Genomic DNA, 17,491 nt, shown 5'->3' on the forward strand with positions numbered 1-17,491 from the left:
TCAGCCCTCCTGCAGCCAGGCGCGGACGGCGGGTCCGTGCTCGTCGAGCAGCGGCGGGCTGGCGTGCTCGGTGGGGGTGGTCTCGGTGCCGTCGGGGGCGAAGAAGCGCAGCGGCGGCCCGGGCAGCTGGACCGGCCCGAGGGTGGGGTGGTCGACGTCGACGAGCAGCCCCTGGGAGCGGGTCTGGTCCCACTCGTAGACCTCCTGCAGGGTGCGCACCCGGCCCGAGGGCACGCCGGCCGCGGCCAGCCGCGCGAGCAGCTCCTCGCCGGGGAGGTCCGCGAAGGCCTCCTCCAGCACCTCGATCACCCGCTGCCGGTTGGCCACCCGTTCGCCGTTGGTCCGCATCCCCTCGGCCTCGGGATCGAGGTCGAACTCGGTGCACAGCCGCCGCCACAGGCTCTCGTTGCCGCAGGCGACCTGCACGGCCCCGTCGGCGCAGTGGAACAGCCCGTACGGCGCGATCGAGGGGTGGTGGTTGCCCTGCGCCGCCGGCACCTCGTGCGCCACGGTCCACCGGGTGCCCTGGAAGGCGTGCACCCCCACGATCGAGGCCAGCAGCGAGGTCCGCACGACCTGCCCGCGGCCGGTCCGCTCCCGCTCCAGCAGGGCGGCCAGCACCCCGTAGGCGCCGTACATGCCCGAGAGCAGGTCGCCGATCGGCACGCCCACCCGCTGCGGGTCGTCCGGGCCGGAGCCGGTCAGCGACATCAGCCCGGCCTCGCCCTGGGCGATCTGGTCGTAGCCGGCGCGCCCGCCCTCGGGTCCGTCGTGGCCGAACCCGGAGATCGACAGCACCACCAGGCGCGGGTTGAGCTCGGCCAGGTGGTCGGGGGCGAACCCGAGCCGGTCGAGCGTGCCGGGACGGAAGTTCTCGATGAGCACGTCGGCCCGGCGCACCAGCTCGGTCAGCACCGCCCGCCCGTCGTCGGACTTCAGGTCCAGGGCGACCGACTCCTTGTTGCGGTTGCACGACAGGAAGTACGTCGCCACGTCCGCCCCGTCTGAGCCCGGCACGAACGGCGGCCCCCACGAACGGGTGTCGTCACCGGTCCCGGGCGTCTCCACCTTGATCACCCGCGCCCCCAGGTCGGCCATCATCATCCCCGCGTGCGGCCCCGCCAGCGCGCGGGTCAGGTCGATGACGACCGTGCCGGACAGCGGTCCCGGCCGCTCCTGGGGGTATGCCGTCGCGCCGGCCCCCTCGGGCGCGTCGCGGTGGTCCTGGGTCGGGTCGGTCATCGCCGCTCCCTGCTTCCTTCGTCGGCTCGTTCCGGGTCTGGTCCCCACCCAAGCAGGTCGGCCGACGTGACCGCGCTCACAAGGTGTCATCGGGTTACCCCCGGATTTCTGGCAACTCTTGCCGACAGGCGTCCGGCCGTCCCGCGCCTAGCCTGGGTGCAGCGGTGCTGCATACCCCGAGGTCGTCCACCCGAGGCGTCCCCGGCGGTCGCGGCGGCACCCGTTCCGACCATTCACGAGGAAGGTGTGCGGCATGCCCGACCCCATCGAGGTACGCAAGGTCCCGATCCACTCCGTCAGCGACGCCAGCGAGTTCACCCGGCTGCTCGACGACGGCGTGCTCCAGGCCGACCGGGTGCTGGCCATCATCGGCAAGACCGAGGGCAACGGCGGGGTGAACGACTACACCCGCATCATCGCCGACCGGGCGTTCCGCGAGGCCCTCATGGCGCGCGGCGTCGACCAGGAGAAGGTCAGGCAGATCCCGATCGTCTGGTCCGGCGGCACCGACGGCGTCATCAGCCCCCACGCGACGATCTTCGCCACCGTCGACCCGGCCTCCGTCGAGGCCACCGACGAGCCGCGGCTGACCGTCGGCATGGCGATGAGCGAGCCGATCCTGCCCGAGGAGATCGGGCACATGGGCATGGTCGACAAGGTCGCCGACGCGGTGAAGGTCGCCATGGAGAAGGCCGGGATCACCGACACCGCGGACGTGCACTACGTGCAGACCAAGACCCCGCTGCTGACGATCGACACGATCCGCGACGCGCACAGCCGGGGCGAGGACGTCTTCACCGACGACACGCTGACCTCGATGGACGTGTCCAACGGCACGACCGGCCTGGGCATCGCCAAGGCGCTGGGCGAGGTCACCGACCTGTCCGACGCGGACATCATGAAGGACCGCAGCAAGTACTCCGCCGTCGCGTCCTGCTCCTCCGGCGTCGAGCTGGACCGGGCCCAGGTGGTCGTCGTCGGCAACGCCAAGGGGGTCGGCGGGCGCTACCGCATCGGGCACTCGGTGATGGAGCACGCGCTCGACCAGGACGGCATCTGGAACGCGATCAAGGACGCCGGGCTCGAGCTGCCCGACCGCCCGCACCGCGACGACATCGGTGGTCGGCTGGTCAACGTCTTCCTCAAGTGCGAGGCCAGCGGCGACGGCAAGGTCCTGGGCCGGCGCAACGCCATGCTCGACGACTCCGACGTGCACTGGCACCGCCAGATCAAGGCGGCCGTCGGCGGCGTGACCGCGGCCGTGACCGGCGATCCGGCCGTGTTCGTCTCCGTGTCGGCCGCCCACCAGGGGCCCGAGGGTGGTGGCCCCGTGGCCGCGATCGTCGACCTGGGCGAGGAGCCGACGGGCTACCTGCCGCCGGCCGACTGAGGTCCCCCGGCTAAGTACGGGCTCGAGCCCAGCAGCGCCCCCGCACCTGTCCGGTGCGGGGGCGCTGCCGTGTCCCGGTCCGGGCGTGGGCCGGATGACACCTCACGGGAGGGTGCTCGACGCGGGGCCGACAGCCGGCGGACGCGGGCGCGCCCCACTCTCGGCCGGTTCTTGACAGGTGACGGGGACGCGACCAGGGAAAACGTCGCCGCGCCGGTCAAGAACCGGCTGACAGTGCCTGTGACCGGCGGCGTCCGGGCGGCTCAGCTCACAGCCGGGGCGCCTGCTCGGCGAACCTCGTCGCCCGCTCGTAGACCCTCGTCAGCCGCAGCAGCCGGTCGTCCGACCACGGCGCCCCGACCAGCTGCAGCCCCACCGGCAGCCCGTCGACGAACCCGCCCGGCACCGACACCGCCGGGCACCGGGTGGCCGAGACGACCGAGCAGGAGCGCATCCACTCCACGTAGGTCTCCAGCTCCACCCCGTCGATCTCCCGCGGCCACCTCTTCTCGGTCGGGAACGGCATGACCTGCACCGTCGGGGTGAGCAGCAGGTCCCACCCGTCGAACCACTCGCGCACCGCGGCGTCCAGCCGCCCCCGCGCCTCGGCGGCCGACATCAGCTGCTCCGCGCTCAGCTCCAGACCGCGCCGGACGTTCCAGATGACGTCGTCCTTGACCATGCCGTCGTCCAGGTGCTCCAGCACGATGCGCCGCAGCCCGGTGGCCATGTCGAAGGCCCGGGTCACGTCGAACACCTCGTCGGCGTCGACGAGCCGCGGTGCCGACTCCTCGACGGTGGCGCCCAGCGAGGCGAGCACCTCGGCCTGCTCCAGTACGGCCCGCCGCACCTCGGGGGCCACGGGCACGCCGACGCCCAGGTCGACGCTCACCCCGACGCGCACGCCGGTCAGGTCGGCCGGGCCCTCGTCGTCCAGCAGCGCCGCGAACGCCTCCGGCGCCACGGGGCTGTGCAACGAGCTCGCCGGGTGCGGACCGGCGACGACGGACATCCCCAGCGCGAGGTCGTCGACCGAGCGGGCCATCAGCCCGTTGCGGCTCAGCGTCGCGTCCGGGTTCGGCGCCGGCACCATCGGCACGACCCCCGGGCTGGGCCGCAGCCCGACCACGTTGCACCAGGCGGCCGGGTTGCGCAGGGAGCCGCCCATGTCGGACCCGTCGGCCAGCGCCTGGATGCGGGTCGCCAGCGTCGCCGCGGCCCCGCCGGAGGACCCGCCCACCGACCGCTCGGGGTCGTAGGGGTTGCCGGTCGCGCCGAACATCGGGTTGAAGGTGTGCGACCCGGCGGCGAACTCGGGCACGTTGTTCTTGCCCGTGGCGATCACCCCGGCGTCCCACAGCCGCTGGACGATGAGGTCGGTGTGCTCGGGCACCTGGTCGGCCAGCACCGGCGAGCCCATCGTCGTCCGGATCCCCCGGGTGGCCAGGGTGTCCTTGTGCGTCATCGGTATGCCGTGCAGCGGCGCCAGCGCGCCCCCGCCGGCGGCCGTGCGGTCGGCCTCGTCGGCCGCCGCCAGGGCCCGCTCGGCCTCGAGGGTGACGACCGCGTTGACGACCGGGTTGACGGCCTCGATCCGGGCCAGGTGGTCCTCGACGACCTCCCGGGCGCTCACCTCGCGGGCGTGCAGCCGCCGTTGCAGCTCGACGAGCCCGAGCTCGTGCAGGGGGGTGGTGCTCATCGGTCGTCCTCCTGGTCCTCGGCGAACTGCCCGGCCAACGGCATGTCGACGTCGAGCAGCCGCTCCTCGGCGGGCTTCATCGAGTAGAGCACGATCGCGATCGCGGCGGCCGGCACGATGCCGGAGGTCATCAGCGCGGCGACGTTCTCCGGCAGGTTGGCCGCGATCTCCGGCCGCCAGGCGAAGCCCTGCCCGACGACGACCGACACGGCGATGATGATGAGGTCGTTCTGGGTGAGCGGCCGCGTGGTCAGCAGGCTGATGCCGGCCGAGATGATCATCCCGAACATCACCACCGCCGCGCCGCCGATGACCGAGGCCGGGATGACGGCGATGACCATCGCCAGCTTGGGCACGAAGCCGGACAGCACGAGGAAGATCGCCCCGACCGTCACGACGAACCGGCTCATCACGCCGGTGAACGCCACGAGCCCGACGTTCTGCGAGAACGAGGTGTTCGGCAGCGCGCTGAACAGCGCCGCGATCGCCGTGCCGACACCGTCGCCCATGAGGCCGCCGCGCATCTCCTTCGTCGTCGGCTGCCGCTGGTCGCCGGCCTTGGTCAGGGCCGAGATGTCGCCGACGGTCTCGATCGAGGTGGCCACGGCCATCGCCCCCATCGCGATGAGCGCGGCGGCGGGGAACTCCAGCCCGAACTGCAGCGGCTGCGGCACCGAGAACCACGCCGCGGAGCCGACCCGGCCCCAGTCGACCATCCCGAGGCCGGAGGCGACGGCATACCCCGCGACGATGCCGATGAGCACCGCCGCGGCGCCGACGAACCCGCGCCCGAAGCGGTAGAGCACGAGGATCGCGACGAGCACGAACGTGGCCACCCCGAAGTTGCGCACCGAGCCCAGGTCCTCCGAGCCGGCGCCGCCGGCGAACAGCTGGATGCCGGTGGGGATGAGGCCGATGCCGATGACGAGCACGACGATGCCGGCCACCAGCGGCGGGAAGAACCGGCGGATCCGGCTGAAGACCGCGCCGAAGAGCACCTGGACCAGGCCGGCGAAGAGCGCGCCGCCGAAGACCGCCGCGAGACCGTACTGCTGGGCCAGCGGGATCGAGACGACGAGGAAGCCGAAGCTGGTGCCCTGCACGATCGGCAGGCGCGCGCCGACCGGGCCGATGCCCAGCGTCTGCACGAGCGTGGAGATGCCGGCGACGAGCAGCGCGACCTGGACGAGGAAGGCGGTGTCCTCGGGGCTGGCGCCGATGGCGGTGGCCAGGATGACCGGGATGGTCACGTTGCTGGCCATCATCACCATGACGTGCTGCAGGCCGAGCGGGATCGCCCGTCTCAGCGGCGGCCGGTCGTCGAGCCCGTAGCGGACGGGGGCGGGGCTGGTCGTGGACATGGAGGACCTCTCGGGACGTCGTCGTCGACGGGGGTGGGTTTATGCCGTCGCGCGCCGGGACAGAGGACCCGGCGCGCGACGTGGTCGGGTCAGGCGGAGGCGGGGACCTGCTCGGCCAGGGCGGTGAGCGCCTGGACGAACACGTCGGCCGGGGGGTTGACCAGGCCGGCGCCGACCTGGCCGGTGCCGGCGACCCTGCCGGCCATGCCGGTGTTGATCTGCGGCAGGACACCGGTGCGGGCGACCGCGACGGCGTCGATGCCGATGGGGGCGCCGCGGAACTCCAGGATCGGGATCTGCAGCGAGGGGTGCTCGCCGAGGGTGATCTCGTACATCGTGCGGGTCGTCGTGAGGGCGAAGTCGACGTCGCCGCCGACCAGTCGCACGATCGCCGGGGCGGCGGCCATGACGAAGCCGCCCATGCCGGCGGTCTCGGTGATCGCCGAGTCGCCGATGTCCGGGTTGGCGTCCTCCGGGCCGAAGCTCCCCAGGAAGAGCCCCTCGGGGGTGTCCGCCGGGGCGGTGAACCAGGCGTCGCCGGTGCCGGCCAGCTGGATGCCGAAGTCGGTGCCGTTGCGGGCCATCGTCACCACGACCGAGGAGCCGGGGATGTCCTTGGCCGCGGCCATCGCCAGCTTGCAGGCCGGCATGACGAGGTTGAGCGCGAAGTGGTCGTTGGCGCCGACGAAGCGGCACACCTCGGCGACGTCGTCCTGGCTGCGCTCGCCGACCTGGCCCACGATGTGCGGCAGCAGGTCGCGCAGGAACATCAGGGTGGCGCTGCGGTTGCGGTTGTGGCCCTCGTCGCCCATCTGCAGCATCTGCGGCAGGTAGGCCTTGACGTCGACCGGCCCGTGCCGCTCCACGGCCTCGGCGAGCACCGGCCCGAGCACGTCGCGCATCCACTCCAGCCGGGTGATGACCTCCTCGGAGTAGGCGCCGTAGCGCAGCACCTTGCCCAGGCCCTCGTTGAGCGAGCAGTGGGAGACGTTGCCGTGCACCGGGTCCCGCAGCTCGAAGAGCCACATGGAGGGGGAGATGACCCCGGCCATCGGACCGACCGCGCCGCGGCTGTGGCACGGGGCGAGGGTGATGTCCGGTCCGGCGAGCTTCTCCTCGGCCTCCTCGGGGGTCGCGGCCAGCCCCTCGAAGAGCATCGCGCCGATGAGGGCGCCCCGCATCGGGCCGGAGGCGCGGTCCCAGGTCAGCGGCGGACCGCTGTGCAGGAACTCGCCGGGCTTGAGGTCCAGCACCTCGCTGGCCGGGGCCACCCGCACCAGCTCGGCCTCGGCGGAGGTGATCAGCTCCAGAGCCCGGGCGTTGGCCTCGGCCAGCCGCGGGTCGGCCAGGACGGTGGCGAGGGCCTCGGCGGTGCCGTCCATCGGGGGCCGCCACTCGACCTCTCTCACGGGGACGGCCTGGTCGCGCAGCTCCTGGGCGAACAGCTCGGCGCCGGCGGTGACGACGGCGGGCTCGGTCTGCAGCAGGCCGCGCAGCGGGGTGTCGTGCGGGGTGGTCATCGGGTACCTCCGAGGTGGGCCAGGGCCGCGCGGGTGGCGGCGGCGTTGGACGTGAAGATCGAGGCGCCGACGGCGGTGAGGGCCTCGGCGCAGCGCTGCAGCCCCTGCGGGTCGGACTCCGTGCCGACGAGGGAGACGACGACCGGCAGCGTCCGCCCGTCGGTCTCGGCCGCGGAGCGGGCCTGCCCGACCGCGGCGGCCAGGTCGCCCGCCGGGTCGGGGTGGGAGCCGTGGCCGAGCACGAGGTCGAGGAGCAGGACCCCGCAGGTGGGGTCGGCGCCCTGGGCCCGGATGCTCTCCAGCCGCAGCGACGGGTCGATCATCGGGTGGGCCCGGCCCTGGGTCATCTCGTCCTCGCCGAAGTCGACGACCGCGTGGCCGGTGAGGGTGTCGTGCCCGGACACGTGCGGGGCGCCCTCGAGCGGGATGTTGGAGGCGACCGGACCGAGGACGTCCTCGGCAATGATCATCGCCTCGTCGGCCAGGGTCCCGCCGCAGAAGAGACCGCGCAGGTGGCCGGCCGACCCCGAGGCGCCCGAGGCCTCCCCGTCCGCCCCCCACGACGGCCAGCTCTCCGGCACCTGCGCCCCCGCGTCGCGCAGCGTCTGCTCGGTCGCCGCGGTCAGGTCCGGGCGGCCGCGCCCGAGCGTGGCCCAGGTGACGGACACGCCCAGCTCGTCGGCCAGCGTCTCCAACTCGCCGACGACCTCCTCGGCGGCCGGCTTGGAGACGATGACGACGTGCTCGGTGGCCTCGTCGGCGGCCAGCGCGCGCAGCGCCTGCTTGGCCGACCGGCCGCCGACCTCGGCCGACAGGTCGCGTCCGCCGAGGCCGAGGCAGTGGCTGATCCCCTCGCCGGCGAGGTCGAGCAGCGACATGACCTGCTGGGCCCCGGTGCCCGAGGCGGCGACCATGCCGATCTGCCCGGGTCGCACGACGTTGGCGAAGCCGAGCGCGGCCCCGTTGACGACGGCCGTCCCGCAGTCGGGGCCCATGACGAGCACGTCGCGGGCGGCCGCGGCGTCCTTGAGCGCGATCTCCTCCTCCAGGGGCACGTTGTCGCTGAAGAGCATCACGGACAGGCCGGCGTTCACCGCGTCGAGGGCGTCCAGCGCGGCGTACTGCCCGGGCGTGCTCACCAGCGCGATCCCGGCCGAGCCGCGCCGGGCGGCCGAGCCGACCGTGCGCGGGGCGACCTCGGTGGTCGAGCCCTGGGCGCGGGAGCGGTCGTGCAGCTCGGCCAGCACGGCGGTCAGCATGTCCTGGCCTGCGGCGACGGCGGTCTCGTCGTCCCCGCGCAGGGCCACGACCAGGTCGTTCGGGCCGGCCTCGGCGGGGACGTCGAAGCCGACGTCGCGCATGAGCCCCAGGTTGAGCTCGGTGCCCATGCCGATGAGCGCGTCCTGCACGCCGGGTGCCGTGCGCACCCGCTGGGACACCTGCATCAGGGTCACGGAGTCGTGGTAGACACCACGACGGATCTCGACCGAATCAGTCACGACGTTCCTCTCGGAGGTCCGACCGCCGGTGCGGCGGCCGGGTCTGGGATGGGCAGGGGGGTATGCGGCGGGGCCAGCACCGTGGCCAGCCCCAGCAGGAGGGCGGCGCCGGAGGTGTGGCCGACGGCGGCCACCTCGACGGCCAGGGCGGCCAGCCGGTGCTCGTCAGCCCCGGCGTGCCAGGCGCGCAGGAGCGCGACGAGGGGCGGGACGGCATACCCCGCTGCAGCGTGGCGCAGCAGGGTGGCCGACAGTGCGGTGGTGCGGCCCAGCAGGGTGGCCGACAGCGCGGTGGTGCGGCCCAGCAGGGGGGTGACCTCGCGCTCGAGGGCGGAACGGGCCTGCTCGTCGCCGGTGGCGCGCAGGCCGAGCAGCACCCCGCAGAGCACGTCGTCGCCGGCGGGCGTCAGGCCGGGGCCGAGCCCGACGAGGCTGCGGACGGGGGAGGGGCGCGGCGTCCCGTGACCGACGAGCTGCCCGTCGGGCGTGCGCCCGAGGTCGGCGACGAGCCCGGTGGCCAGGTCGGCCAGCACGGGCCCGAGGTCGTCCTCGATGCGCGTGCGGCCGGCGATCGCGGCCAGGGCGGTGGCGCGGGCGTCGGGGGACAGGTCGGCCGACGGCACCCGCTGCGGGCGCCAGGTCCGGCGGACGACGAGCCCGCCGGCGCGCGCCACCACCTGGCCGTGCCCCACGCTCACCTCGTCGCCGACCGTCAGCCCCAGGACGTCGAGGTCGGCCCCGTCGGCGACCCGCAGGCCGCCCGGCAGCGCCAGCGCCTCGGGGGCCAGCAGCGGCAGGACGTCCTGGCCGCGCCGCAGGTAGACGGCCACGTCGAAGACCGCGACCACTTGGGCCGGGCCGGGGGTGCCGTGCAGCCAGGCGGGCGCGAGGGTCGATGCCGCGGCCGGGCGCAGGGTCGCCGCAGCGGCCGGGCGGACGGTCCGTCCCGGCCGGGCGAGGGGCGCGACGGCGCTGGCGGTCGGCATTGCGCCACAGTATTCAGCGGTCGGCACTTGCGGTGCCGGTCAGAAATGACAACGATCCGGGCATGGATCGTCAACTCTCGCCCGTGCCGCCGTCCCCTGGGCCCTCGGGCATGTCGGTCCACGAGGTGCTCGCCCTGCCGGTCATGCAGGGGTCGAAGCTGTTGGCCGGCGGCGACGGCCTCGACCGGGTCGTCGGCAGCGTCAACGTCATGGAGGTCCCCGACGTGCTGCCCTGGGTCCGCCAGCGGGAGCTGCTCCTGACGACCGGATACCCCCTGCGGGCCCACGTCGAGTCGGACATGGCGCAGTGGATCGGCGACCTCGACGACCACGGGCTGGCCGGGCTGGCGATCAAGCTGGCCCGCTACGTCGACGAGCTGCCTGCCGAGGCGCTCGCGGAGGCCGACCGGCGCGGCTTCCCGGTGGTGACCATCCCCGAAGACCTCGGCTTCGACGACGTCATCAACCAGGTGCTCACCATCGTCATCAACCGCCGGGCCGACACCCTCGCCCGGGCCGAGCAGGTGCTGCAGGACCTCGTCGGCGTCGTCATCGAGGGCGGGGACCTCGACCAGGTCTGCCAGGGGGTCGTGCGCCACCTGGCCCGGACGGCGCTGGTGACGACGATGGACGGGCGGGTGCTCGCCCACGCCGGCGAGCTGCCCGCCCGGTGGGCCGACCTGCCCGGGTTCGACCCCACCGGCCGGTTCGTCGTCGAGACCGAGGTGCCGGGCGTCTCGGTCGACTTCGACGGTGTCCACCGGCTGGTCGCCCGGGTCACCGGCGGCCGGGCCGACCTGGGCCGGCTGGTCCTGCTGCGCGAGGACCCGTTCACCGCCGAGGACAACCACGTCGTCGGGCAGGCCACGACCGCGGCCGCCCTGGCGATCACCAAGCAGCAGGCCGTCGCGGCCGTGGAGGGCAAGTACCGCGCCGACTTCCTGCGCGACGCGCTCCTCGGCCGGGCCGGGGACGCCGAGCGGGTCGCGGCCCACGCCGCCGAGCTGGGCTGGGACCTGCGCCGCCCCCTGGCCGTCGTCGTCGCCGAGGCCGAGGAGGCGCCCGACGACGACCCCGTCTCGCGGACGCTGCCCGAGCGGTTCCGGGCCGCCTGGGAGCGGGTGGCCGGCGCCGACGACGAGACGGCCGCCGTGGCCGGGTTCAGCCAGGAGGTCGTCGTGCTCCTGGGGGTGCCCGAGGAGCTGGACCCGGCCGGCGTCACGGAGCGCGTCCGGCTCATGGCCGGTCAGGTCCACGGGCGGGGCGGCGGCGGGCGGCGGGCGTTCGCCACCGGCGTCTCCCGCACGATCACCGGCCTGGACGACCTGCCGCGGGCCTACGCCGAGGCGCGCAAGGCCGTCCAGGTGGGCCGACGGCTGCACGGCGCCCGGGCGATCACCCACTTCGACGCCCTCGGTGTCTTCCGGCTGCTGTCGCAGGTGGAGGACCGGGCCGAGCTGGCCAGCTTCGTCGCCGAGACGCTCGGTCCGCTGGCCGATGACCGGTCCGAGGACGCCGAGGACCTGCGCACGACCCTGACCGTGCTCCTGGACAACAACCTCAACGTCGCCTCGACCGCCCGGGCGCTGCACTTCCACTACAACTCGCTGCGCTACCGGATCGGCAAGCTGGAGCGGATGCTGGGCCCGTTCACCACCGACCCCCGGCTGCGGTTCGCCATCATGCTGGCCCTGCAGGCCCGCCAGCTCGACCACCACTGAGCGGAGCTGGCCCGGGGGTGTCGATGTGGCCCGCCCGGCGGTTCGCCCGACGAGTTGTGGCCCCGGGAGGGGCTCGAAGCCGTCACGCGAGAGGATCGGCCAGGCCGGGGCGGCCGGTCCGCGGGCCCGCAGGTGAGTGCAGCAGCACCCCACGCCACCACCCTGCGGCGCGGCGGGCGGGCACGGCATACCCCCTCGGGCAGACTGTGCCCGACGGGACCCGAGGCAGACGTCACAGTGTGCCGATTCACCGGAACCTCGAGCGGGCCTAGTGTCGTGCGTCACAGAGGCGTGCTCACCGGTGAGCCGGTGGCCCGTGACCCGCCTCACGGACGAAGGAGCGGCAGTGTCGGCATTCGGTTGGAAGCTTCACGGGGACGGCAGCACCCCGGCGCCGGGGGCGGTCGTCGCCCCGGACGAGCGGTTGAGCTGGCCCAAGACGATCGGCCTCGGGGCCCAGCACGTCGTGGCGATGTTCGGCGCCACGTTCGTGTTCCCGCTGATCATGGGCCTGAACCCGCAGCTGGCGATCATGATGAGCGGCATCGCGACCATCGCGTTCCTGCTCATCGTCCAGGGCAAGGTGCCCTCCTACCTCGGCACCTCCGCGGCGTTCGTCGGTGGTGTCGCGGCCGTCATGGCCCAGGGCGGCACGCCGCAGCAGGTGACCGGCGCCATCCTCGTGGCCGGCGTCGTGCTGACGATCACCGGTGTCTTCATCCACTTCGTCGGCGCCGCCACGCTGACCAAGGTCCTGCCGCCGGTCGTCACCGGCGCGGTCGTCATGCTCATCGGCTTCAACCTGGCGCCCGTCGTGGCCGACATCTACTGGCCGCAGGACCAGTGGATCGCGCTCGCGACGATGGTCGTCACCATCCTGCTCGCCACCGTGCTGCCCGGGTTCTGGGGCCGTGTCTCGGTCCTGCTCGGCCTGATCTTCGGCTACGTCGCCTCCTGGCTGGCCGACGTGCTCACCGGCCCGATCACCGCCTACAACGCGGGCACCGGCGAGGTCGACACGCACGACCGGGTCAACTGGGACGGCGTCGTCTCGGCGCCCTGGTTCGGCCTGCCGCCGGCCACCGACAACGCCGCCGGCGTCGTCGGCTGGCACCTGCCCGACATCCAGCTGACCTTCGTCCTGCTGATGATCCCGGCCGTCGTCGCCCTCGTCGCCGAGAACGTCGGCCACGTCAAGGCGGTCGCCGAGATGACCGGCCACGACCTCGACCCGGTCATGGGCCGGGCGGTCGCCGCGGACGGCATCGGCACCATGCTGGCCACCTCCGTCGGTGGTTCGCCGACCACGACCTACGCCGAGAACATCGGCGTCATGGCCTCCACCCGCGTCTACTCGACCGCGGCCTACTACGTCGCGGCCCTCGTCGCGATCCTCTTCGGCCTCTCGCCGAAGTTCGGCGCGCTCGTCTCGGCCGTCCCCGGCGGCGTGCTCGGCGGCATCACCGTGGTCCTCTACGGCATGATCGGCCTGCTCGGCGCCAAGATCTGGGTGGAGAACCGGGTCGACTTCTCCAAGCCGATCAACCTGGTCCCCGTCGCGGCCGGCATCATCATCGCCGTCGGCGACACCTCGCTGAACATCGGCGACTCGTTCTCCCTGGCCGGCATCGCCTTCGGCACCATCGTGACGATCGCGGCCTACCACCTGGTCCGCGCCCTCATGCCGGCCTCCATGAAGGACGACCAGCTGGGCACCGCGACCTTCGCCGACCCGCCCGGCAACCAGAACCTGGAGAACCTCGGCCTGGCCGACGACTACGGGCTCTACGGCCACCGCATCCTGGGCCGCACCTCCGAGGGACACCTCATCGTGGAGGACCGGCCCACGACCGAGGTCGACCCGCTGGACGACGACCAGCCCCGCGGTCGCTGACCTCCTCGCGGGCCGGGTGCCCGACCGGGCACCCGGCCCGCGCACCCCGACGGGGTATGCGGTCGCGCCGCCGGGTCGCGTGCCCGGTCGTGGGACCCGGGGGGTGCGCCCGCCCGGCCCGGCGCGACCGCATACCCTCCGTTCCTCCCGGCACCGACCCCGAGCAGCGCACCACCGACCCAGACCCCGCACCCCAGGACAGGTGATCGACCGATGAAACCGGCCCCCTTCGGCTACCACGCGCCGGCCGACCTCGACGAGGCCCTGGCCCTGCTGGCAGAGCTGGGCCCGGACGCCAAGGTGCTCGCCGGCGGGCAGTCGCTGGTCCCCGTGCTCAACATGCGGCTGGCCAACCCGGCCCACCTCGTCGACCTCAACCGGGTGCCCGGGCTGGACCACGTCACCGTCGAGGACGACGCCGTGGTCGTCGGGGCGCTCGTGCGGCACGCCGCCCTGCTGTCGCACTCGGCCGCCCGCACGGCCCAGCCGCTGCTGCGGCAGGCGCTGAGCTGGGTGGCCCACCCCGCCATCCGCAACCGCGGGACGACCGTCGGCTCGATCGTGCACGCCGACCCCTCCGGCGAGATGCCGACGATCCTTGCGGTCACCGACGGGTCGGTCCTGCTGCGCTCGGCCGGCGGCGAGCGGGTCGTCCCGGCCGCGGAGTTCTTCGTCGGGCCGATGGAGTCCTGCGTGGCCGACGACGAGATCGCCGTCGAGGCGCGCTTCGGCCGGTTCCCCGCGGGGACGCGCACCGGGTTCACCGAGATCGCCCGGCGGCACGGCGACTACGCGCTCGCCGGCGTGGCCCTGGCCGTGCAGGTCGAGGAGGCCGGTGACGCGGGCTCGTCGGGCGGCACCGGCGGCGGACGCATCCGCGCGGCCCGCGCCGGCTACGTCTCGGTCAGCGAGGTCCCCGGCGTCCTCGACCTCACCCCCGTCCTCGGCGCAGCCTCCCTCGACGACGTCCGCGACCGGCGGCTGGCCGACGCCCTCGCCGAGGCGGTCGCCGCCCACGTCGACCCGGTCGACGACATCCACGCCTCGGCCGACTACCGGCGTCACCTCGCCGTCGTCCAGACCCAGCGGCTGCTGTCCTCCCTCGCGGGCGCGGCCGCCCCCGACCAGGAGGTCAGCGCATGAGCACCCCCACCGACGGGCCCGGCACGCCCGCCCCGGCCCGGCACCGTTCCGACTCCGTCCGCGGCCGGGTCGTCACCACCGTCCCCCGCGCGGCGTTCGACCCCGCCGGCGGCAACGCGAAGCCCGAGGAGCTGCTCGACGTCTACCTGCGGGTCAACGGCGCCGAGCACCACGTCCGCGTCCCCGGCCGACGGCTGCTGTCGGACGCGCTCCGTCACGACCTCGGCCTGACCGGCACCCACGTCGGCTGCGAGCACGGCGTCTGCGGGGCCTGCACCGTCCTGCTCGACGGGCAGCCGGTCCGTGCGTGCCTGATGTTCGCCGCGACCGCCCAGGGCTCGGAGATCACCACGGTCGAGGGGCTCGGCGGCACCGACGGGGGGCTGGGCCCGGTCCAGCAGGCGTTCGTGGAGTGCCACGGCCTGCAGTGCGGCTTCTGCACCCCGGGGTTCATCACCACGGTCACCGCCTACCTCGACGAGAACCCCGACCCCACCGAGGAGGAGGCCCGGGAGGCCGTCGCCGGCAACCTGTGCCGCTGCACCGGCTACCAGAACATCGTCAAGTCGGTGTGCCGGGCGGCCGAGATCCGGCGGGAGGAGCAGGCATGAGCACCCGCACCGTCGGCTCGCGCGTCCAGCGCCGCGAGGACCCCCGGCTCGTCCGCGGCGACGGCCGCTACCTGGACGACCTGGGTCACGGGGCCCTGGCCGCCTCGTTCGTCCGCAGCCCGCACGCCAACGCCCGGATCGTCGACATCGACGTCACCGGGGCCATCGACGTCGACGGCGTCGTGGCGGTCTGGACGTGGGAGGACCTGCAGGAGACCGGCACCGCGGCCGACCCGCTGCCGATGCTCATCCCGCACCCGAGCATCCAGCACCCGGTCACCGGCTACGCCCTGGCCCGCGACGCCGTCCACCACGTCGGCCAGCCGATCGTGATGATCGTGGCCACCGACCGCTACGTCGCCGAGGACGCCGCCCAGCGCGTCCGGGTGGAGTACGACGTGCGGCCCGCCGTCGTCGGCGTCGCCGCCGCCCGCGCGGCCGAACGCCTCGTCCACGAGGAGGCCCCCGGCAACGTCGGCGCCTACTACGAGCAGCACCTCGGCGACGCCGCCGGGCAGATCGCCGCGGCCCCGCACGTGCTCGAGCTGGACCTCGACATCGAGCGCAGCGCCTGCATGCCGATGGAGGGCAAGGGCATCCTGGCCCGCTGGGACGCAGAGGAGGGCCGGCTGAAGGTCCACGCCTCCACCCAGACCTCGACCGGCCTGCGGGCCGCGCTGGCCGCCAAGCTCGGCCTGCCGCTGTCGAAGGTCGACGTCGTCGCACCCGACGTGGGCGGCGGGTTCGGCGTCAAGATCAACCACCCCTGGCCCGAGGACGTCGCGGTCGCCGCCGCGGCCATGCGGATGCAGACCCAGGTCAAGTGGGTCGAGGACCGGCGCGAGCACTTCATCTCCTCGGCGCACGAGCGCCAGCAGCTGCAGCACGTGCGCGTCGGCTTCGACGACGACGGCCAGATCCTGGGGATGGAGGTGCAGCTGTGGCACGACCACGGGGCGTTCCTGCCCTACGGCGTCATCGTGCCGCTCAACACCGCCACGCACATCCCCGGTCCCTACCGGATGCGCAACTTCTCGGTGACCTACACCTCGCTCTACACCAACACGGTCATCGTCACCCCCTACCGCGGCGCGGGGCGCCCGCAGGCGGCATACCTCATGGAGCGCACGATCGACGCGGTAGCGCGCAGCCTGGGCAAGGACCGCACGGAGGTGCGCTCGGTCAACTTCATCCAGCCCGAGGAGTTCCCCTGGGACCTGGGCATGGTGCTGCAGGACGGCCGGATGGGCATCTACGACTCCGGCGACTTCCCGACCAGCCTCGACAAGCTCAAGGCGCTCGTGGGCTGGGACGACTTCGAGGCCTACCGCGAGGAGGCCCGGGCCCAGGGTCGCCGGGTCGGGATCGGGATGGCCTGCTACGTCGAGGGGACGGGGGCCGGCCCCTACGAGGGCGGGCACATCGAGATCGAGACCAACGGCCGGGTCAACGTCTCGACCGGGCTGACCACGCAGGGCCAGGGCCACCAGACCGTGTTCGCCCAGATCGTGGCCGACGAGCTCGGCGTCAAGGTCGAGGACGTGCACGTCACGACGGGGGACACCCGGCGGATGAGCTACTCGGTCGGCACGTGGGGCTCGCGCGGCGCGGTGATGAGCGGCAACGCGTTGCTGCTCACCGCCCGCAAGGTCAAGGAGCGCGCGCTGCAGATCGCCGCCGACGCCCTGGAGGCCAACCCCGACGACCTGGAGATCGTCGACGGGATCGTGCAGGTCAAGGGCGCGCCCGACTCCCAGATCCCGCTCCCCATGGTCGCGGTGCTGGCCAACCCCCTGCGGTATGCCTTCGACGAGACCGCGCGGGCGGCCACCCAGTTCGGGGGCAAGGTGGACGAGACCAAGCCGCCGATCGCCGACGAGGAGCACCCGGGACTGGAGGAGAGTGACTTCTTCTCGCCGGTGCGCACGACCTTCGCCAACGGCATGCACGCCGCCGTCGTCGAGACCGACCCCGACACCGCGGACATCACGGTCCTGCGCTACTGCGTGGTGCACGACTGCGGCCCGATGCTCAACCCGATGATCGTCGAGGGCCAGGTCCACGGCGGCGTCGCCCAGGGCATCGGCGGGGCGCTTTACGAGAAGCTGGCCTACGGCGAGGACGGACAGCTGATGAACGCCTCGTTCATGGACTTCCTCATGCCGTTCGCCACCGAGGTGCCGCAGATCGAGACCGACCACCTCGAGACCCCCTCGCCGCTGAACCCGCTGGGCATCAAGGGCGCCGGCGAGGCGGGCACCATCCCCGCCTCGGCCGCCATCGCCTCGGCGATCGAGGACGCCGAGGGCATCCCGATCACCCGCATGCCCATCTCGCCGCACGACCTGTGGGAGCTGCGCCGCCGGCACGCCGACGAGCCCGCGGCCGACGACGGCGCGGCCGCCACCCCCCACGCCTGACCCCC

12 protein-coding genes are annotated in these 17,491 nt (G+C 73.7%); 6 read left to right on the plus strand and 6 right to left on the minus strand.

Features of this window, described 5'->3' with window-relative positions; translation table 11 throughout:
- Positions 1-1,242, minus strand: a complete 1,242-nt coding sequence (locus FJR00_RS04435; RefSeq protein WP_141337632.1) for a CaiB/BaiF CoA transferase family protein — start codon at positions 1,240-1,242, stop codon at positions 1-3.
- A gap of 253 nt (positions 1,243-1,495) precedes the next feature.
- On the opposite strand from FJR00_RS04435, the gene bar reads away from it, so the two are divergent.
- Positions 1,496-2,632: a barbiturase gene (gene bar / locus FJR00_RS04440; RefSeq protein ID WP_141337633.1), complete on the plus strand. Its 1,137-nt coding sequence runs from the start codon at positions 1,496-1,498 to the stop codon at positions 2,630-2,632.
- A gap of 268 nt (positions 2,633-2,900) precedes the next feature.
- Here bar and FJR00_RS04445 read toward each other — a convergent pair whose 3' ends face one another.
- From FJR00_RS04445 to FJR00_RS04465, 5 genes are all read right to left on the minus strand, one after another.
- On the minus strand, positions 2,901-4,331 hold the full coding sequence (locus FJR00_RS04445) for an amidase (RefSeq protein WP_141337634.1): 1,431 nt from the start codon (positions 4,329-4,331) through the stop codon (positions 2,901-2,903).
- Positions 4,328-5,692, minus strand: coding sequence for a uracil-xanthine permease family protein (locus FJR00_RS04450; protein ID WP_141337635.1), 1,365 nt, complete (start codon positions 5,690-5,692; stop codon positions 4,328-4,330). The genes FJR00_RS04445 and FJR00_RS04450 overlap by 4 nt, the downstream gene beginning before the upstream one ends.
- 89 nt (positions 5,693-5,781) lie before the next feature.
- Complete coding sequence (locus FJR00_RS04455) at positions 5,782-7,212, minus strand: YlbE family protein (RefSeq protein ID WP_141337636.1); 1,431 nt, start codon at positions 7,210-7,212, stop codon at positions 5,782-5,784.
- A complete protein-coding gene (locus FJR00_RS04460; RefSeq protein ID WP_238330296.1) occupies positions 7,209-8,711 on the minus strand; it encodes an FdrA family protein in 1,503 nt (500 codons plus the stop codon). The genes FJR00_RS04455 and FJR00_RS04460 overlap by 4 nt, the downstream gene beginning before the upstream one ends.
- Positions 8,708-9,697 carry an oxamate carbamoyltransferase subunit AllH family protein gene (locus FJR00_RS04465; RefSeq protein WP_141337637.1) on the minus strand — a complete coding sequence of 330 codons (990 nt, stop codon included), beginning with the start codon at positions 9,695-9,697 and terminating at the stop codon, positions 8,708-8,710. Before FJR00_RS04465 ends, FJR00_RS04460 begins: the two co-directional genes overlap by 4 nt.
- A 62-nt stretch (positions 9,698-9,759) precedes the next feature.
- On the opposite strand from FJR00_RS04465, the gene FJR00_RS16490 reads away from it, so the two are divergent.
- The 5 genes from FJR00_RS16490 to cutA all read left to right on the plus strand — a co-directional run bounded on the left by FJR00_RS16490 (position 9,760) and on the right by cutA (position 17,486).
- On the plus strand, positions 9,760-11,418 hold the full coding sequence (locus tag FJR00_RS16490) for a PucR family transcriptional regulator (RefSeq protein WP_141337638.1): 1,659 nt from the start codon (positions 9,760-9,762) through the stop codon (positions 11,416-11,418).
- Positions 11,419-11,764: 346 nt separating this feature from the next.
- On the plus strand, positions 11,765-13,312 hold the full coding sequence (locus FJR00_RS04475; RefSeq protein WP_141337639.1) for a uracil-xanthine permease family protein: 1,548 nt from the start codon (positions 11,765-11,767) through the stop codon (positions 13,310-13,312).
- A 213-nt stretch (positions 13,313-13,525) separates the two neighbouring features.
- Complete coding sequence (locus tag FJR00_RS04480) at positions 13,526-14,455, plus strand: FAD binding domain-containing protein (protein WP_141337640.1); 930 nt, start codon at positions 13,526-13,528, stop codon at positions 14,453-14,455.
- Positions 14,452-15,066 carry a 2Fe-2S iron-sulfur cluster-binding protein gene (locus tag FJR00_RS04485; RefSeq protein ID WP_141337641.1) on the plus strand — a complete coding sequence of 205 codons (615 nt, stop codon included), beginning with the start codon at positions 14,452-14,454 and terminating at the stop codon, positions 15,064-15,066. The genes FJR00_RS04480 and FJR00_RS04485 overlap by 4 nt, the downstream gene beginning before the upstream one ends.
- Positions 15,063-17,486, plus strand: coding sequence for an aerobic carbon-monoxide dehydrogenase large subunit (gene cutA / locus FJR00_RS04490; protein WP_141337642.1), 2,424 nt, complete (start codon positions 15,063-15,065; stop codon positions 17,484-17,486). Before FJR00_RS04485 ends, cutA begins: the two co-directional genes overlap by 4 nt.
- The last annotated feature ends 5 nt before the right edge of the window (positions 17,487-17,491 follow it).

Origin of the sequence: Ornithinimicrobium kibberense (assembly GCF_006519705.1) — a bacterium.
GTDB lineage: Bacteria > Actinomycetota > Actinomycetes > Actinomycetales > Dermatophilaceae > Ornithinicoccus > Ornithinicoccus kibberensis.

Excerpts from the sequence above, each read along its gene's own strand:
- FJR00_RS04435 (WP_141337632.1), bottom strand. The coding sequence starts at position 1,242 with ATGACCGACCCGACCCAGGACCACCGCGACGCGCCCGAGGGGGCCGGC.
- bar (WP_141337633.1), top strand. The coding sequence starts at position 1,496 with ATGCCCGACCCCATCGAGGTACGCAAGGTCCCGATCCACTCCGTCAGC.
- FJR00_RS04445 (WP_141337634.1), bottom strand. The coding sequence starts at position 4,331 with ATGAGCACCACCCCCCTGCACGAGCTCGGGCTCGTCGAGCTGCAACGG.
- FJR00_RS04450 (WP_141337635.1), bottom strand. The coding sequence starts at position 5,692 with ATGTCCACGACCAGCCCCGCCCCCGTCCGCTACGGGCTCGACGACCGG.
- FJR00_RS04455 (WP_141337636.1), bottom strand. The coding sequence starts at position 7,212 with ATGACCACCCCGCACGACACCCCGCTGCGCGGCCTGCTGCAGACCGAG.
- FJR00_RS04465 (WP_141337637.1), bottom strand. The coding sequence starts at position 9,697 with ATGCCGACCGCCAGCGCCGTCGCGCCCCTCGCCCGGCCGGGACGGACC.
- FJR00_RS16490 (WP_141337638.1), top strand. The coding sequence starts at position 9,760 with ATGGATCGTCAACTCTCGCCCGTGCCGCCGTCCCCTGGGCCCTCGGGC.
- FJR00_RS04480 (WP_141337640.1), top strand. The coding sequence starts at position 13,526 with ATGAAACCGGCCCCCTTCGGCTACCACGCGCCGGCCGACCTCGACGAG.
- FJR00_RS04485 (WP_141337641.1), top strand. The coding sequence starts at position 14,452 with ATGAGCACCCCCACCGACGGGCCCGGCACGCCCGCCCCGGCCCGGCAC.
- cutA (WP_141337642.1), top strand. The coding sequence starts at position 15,063 with ATGAGCACCCGCACCGTCGGCTCGCGCGTCCAGCGCCGCGAGGACCCC.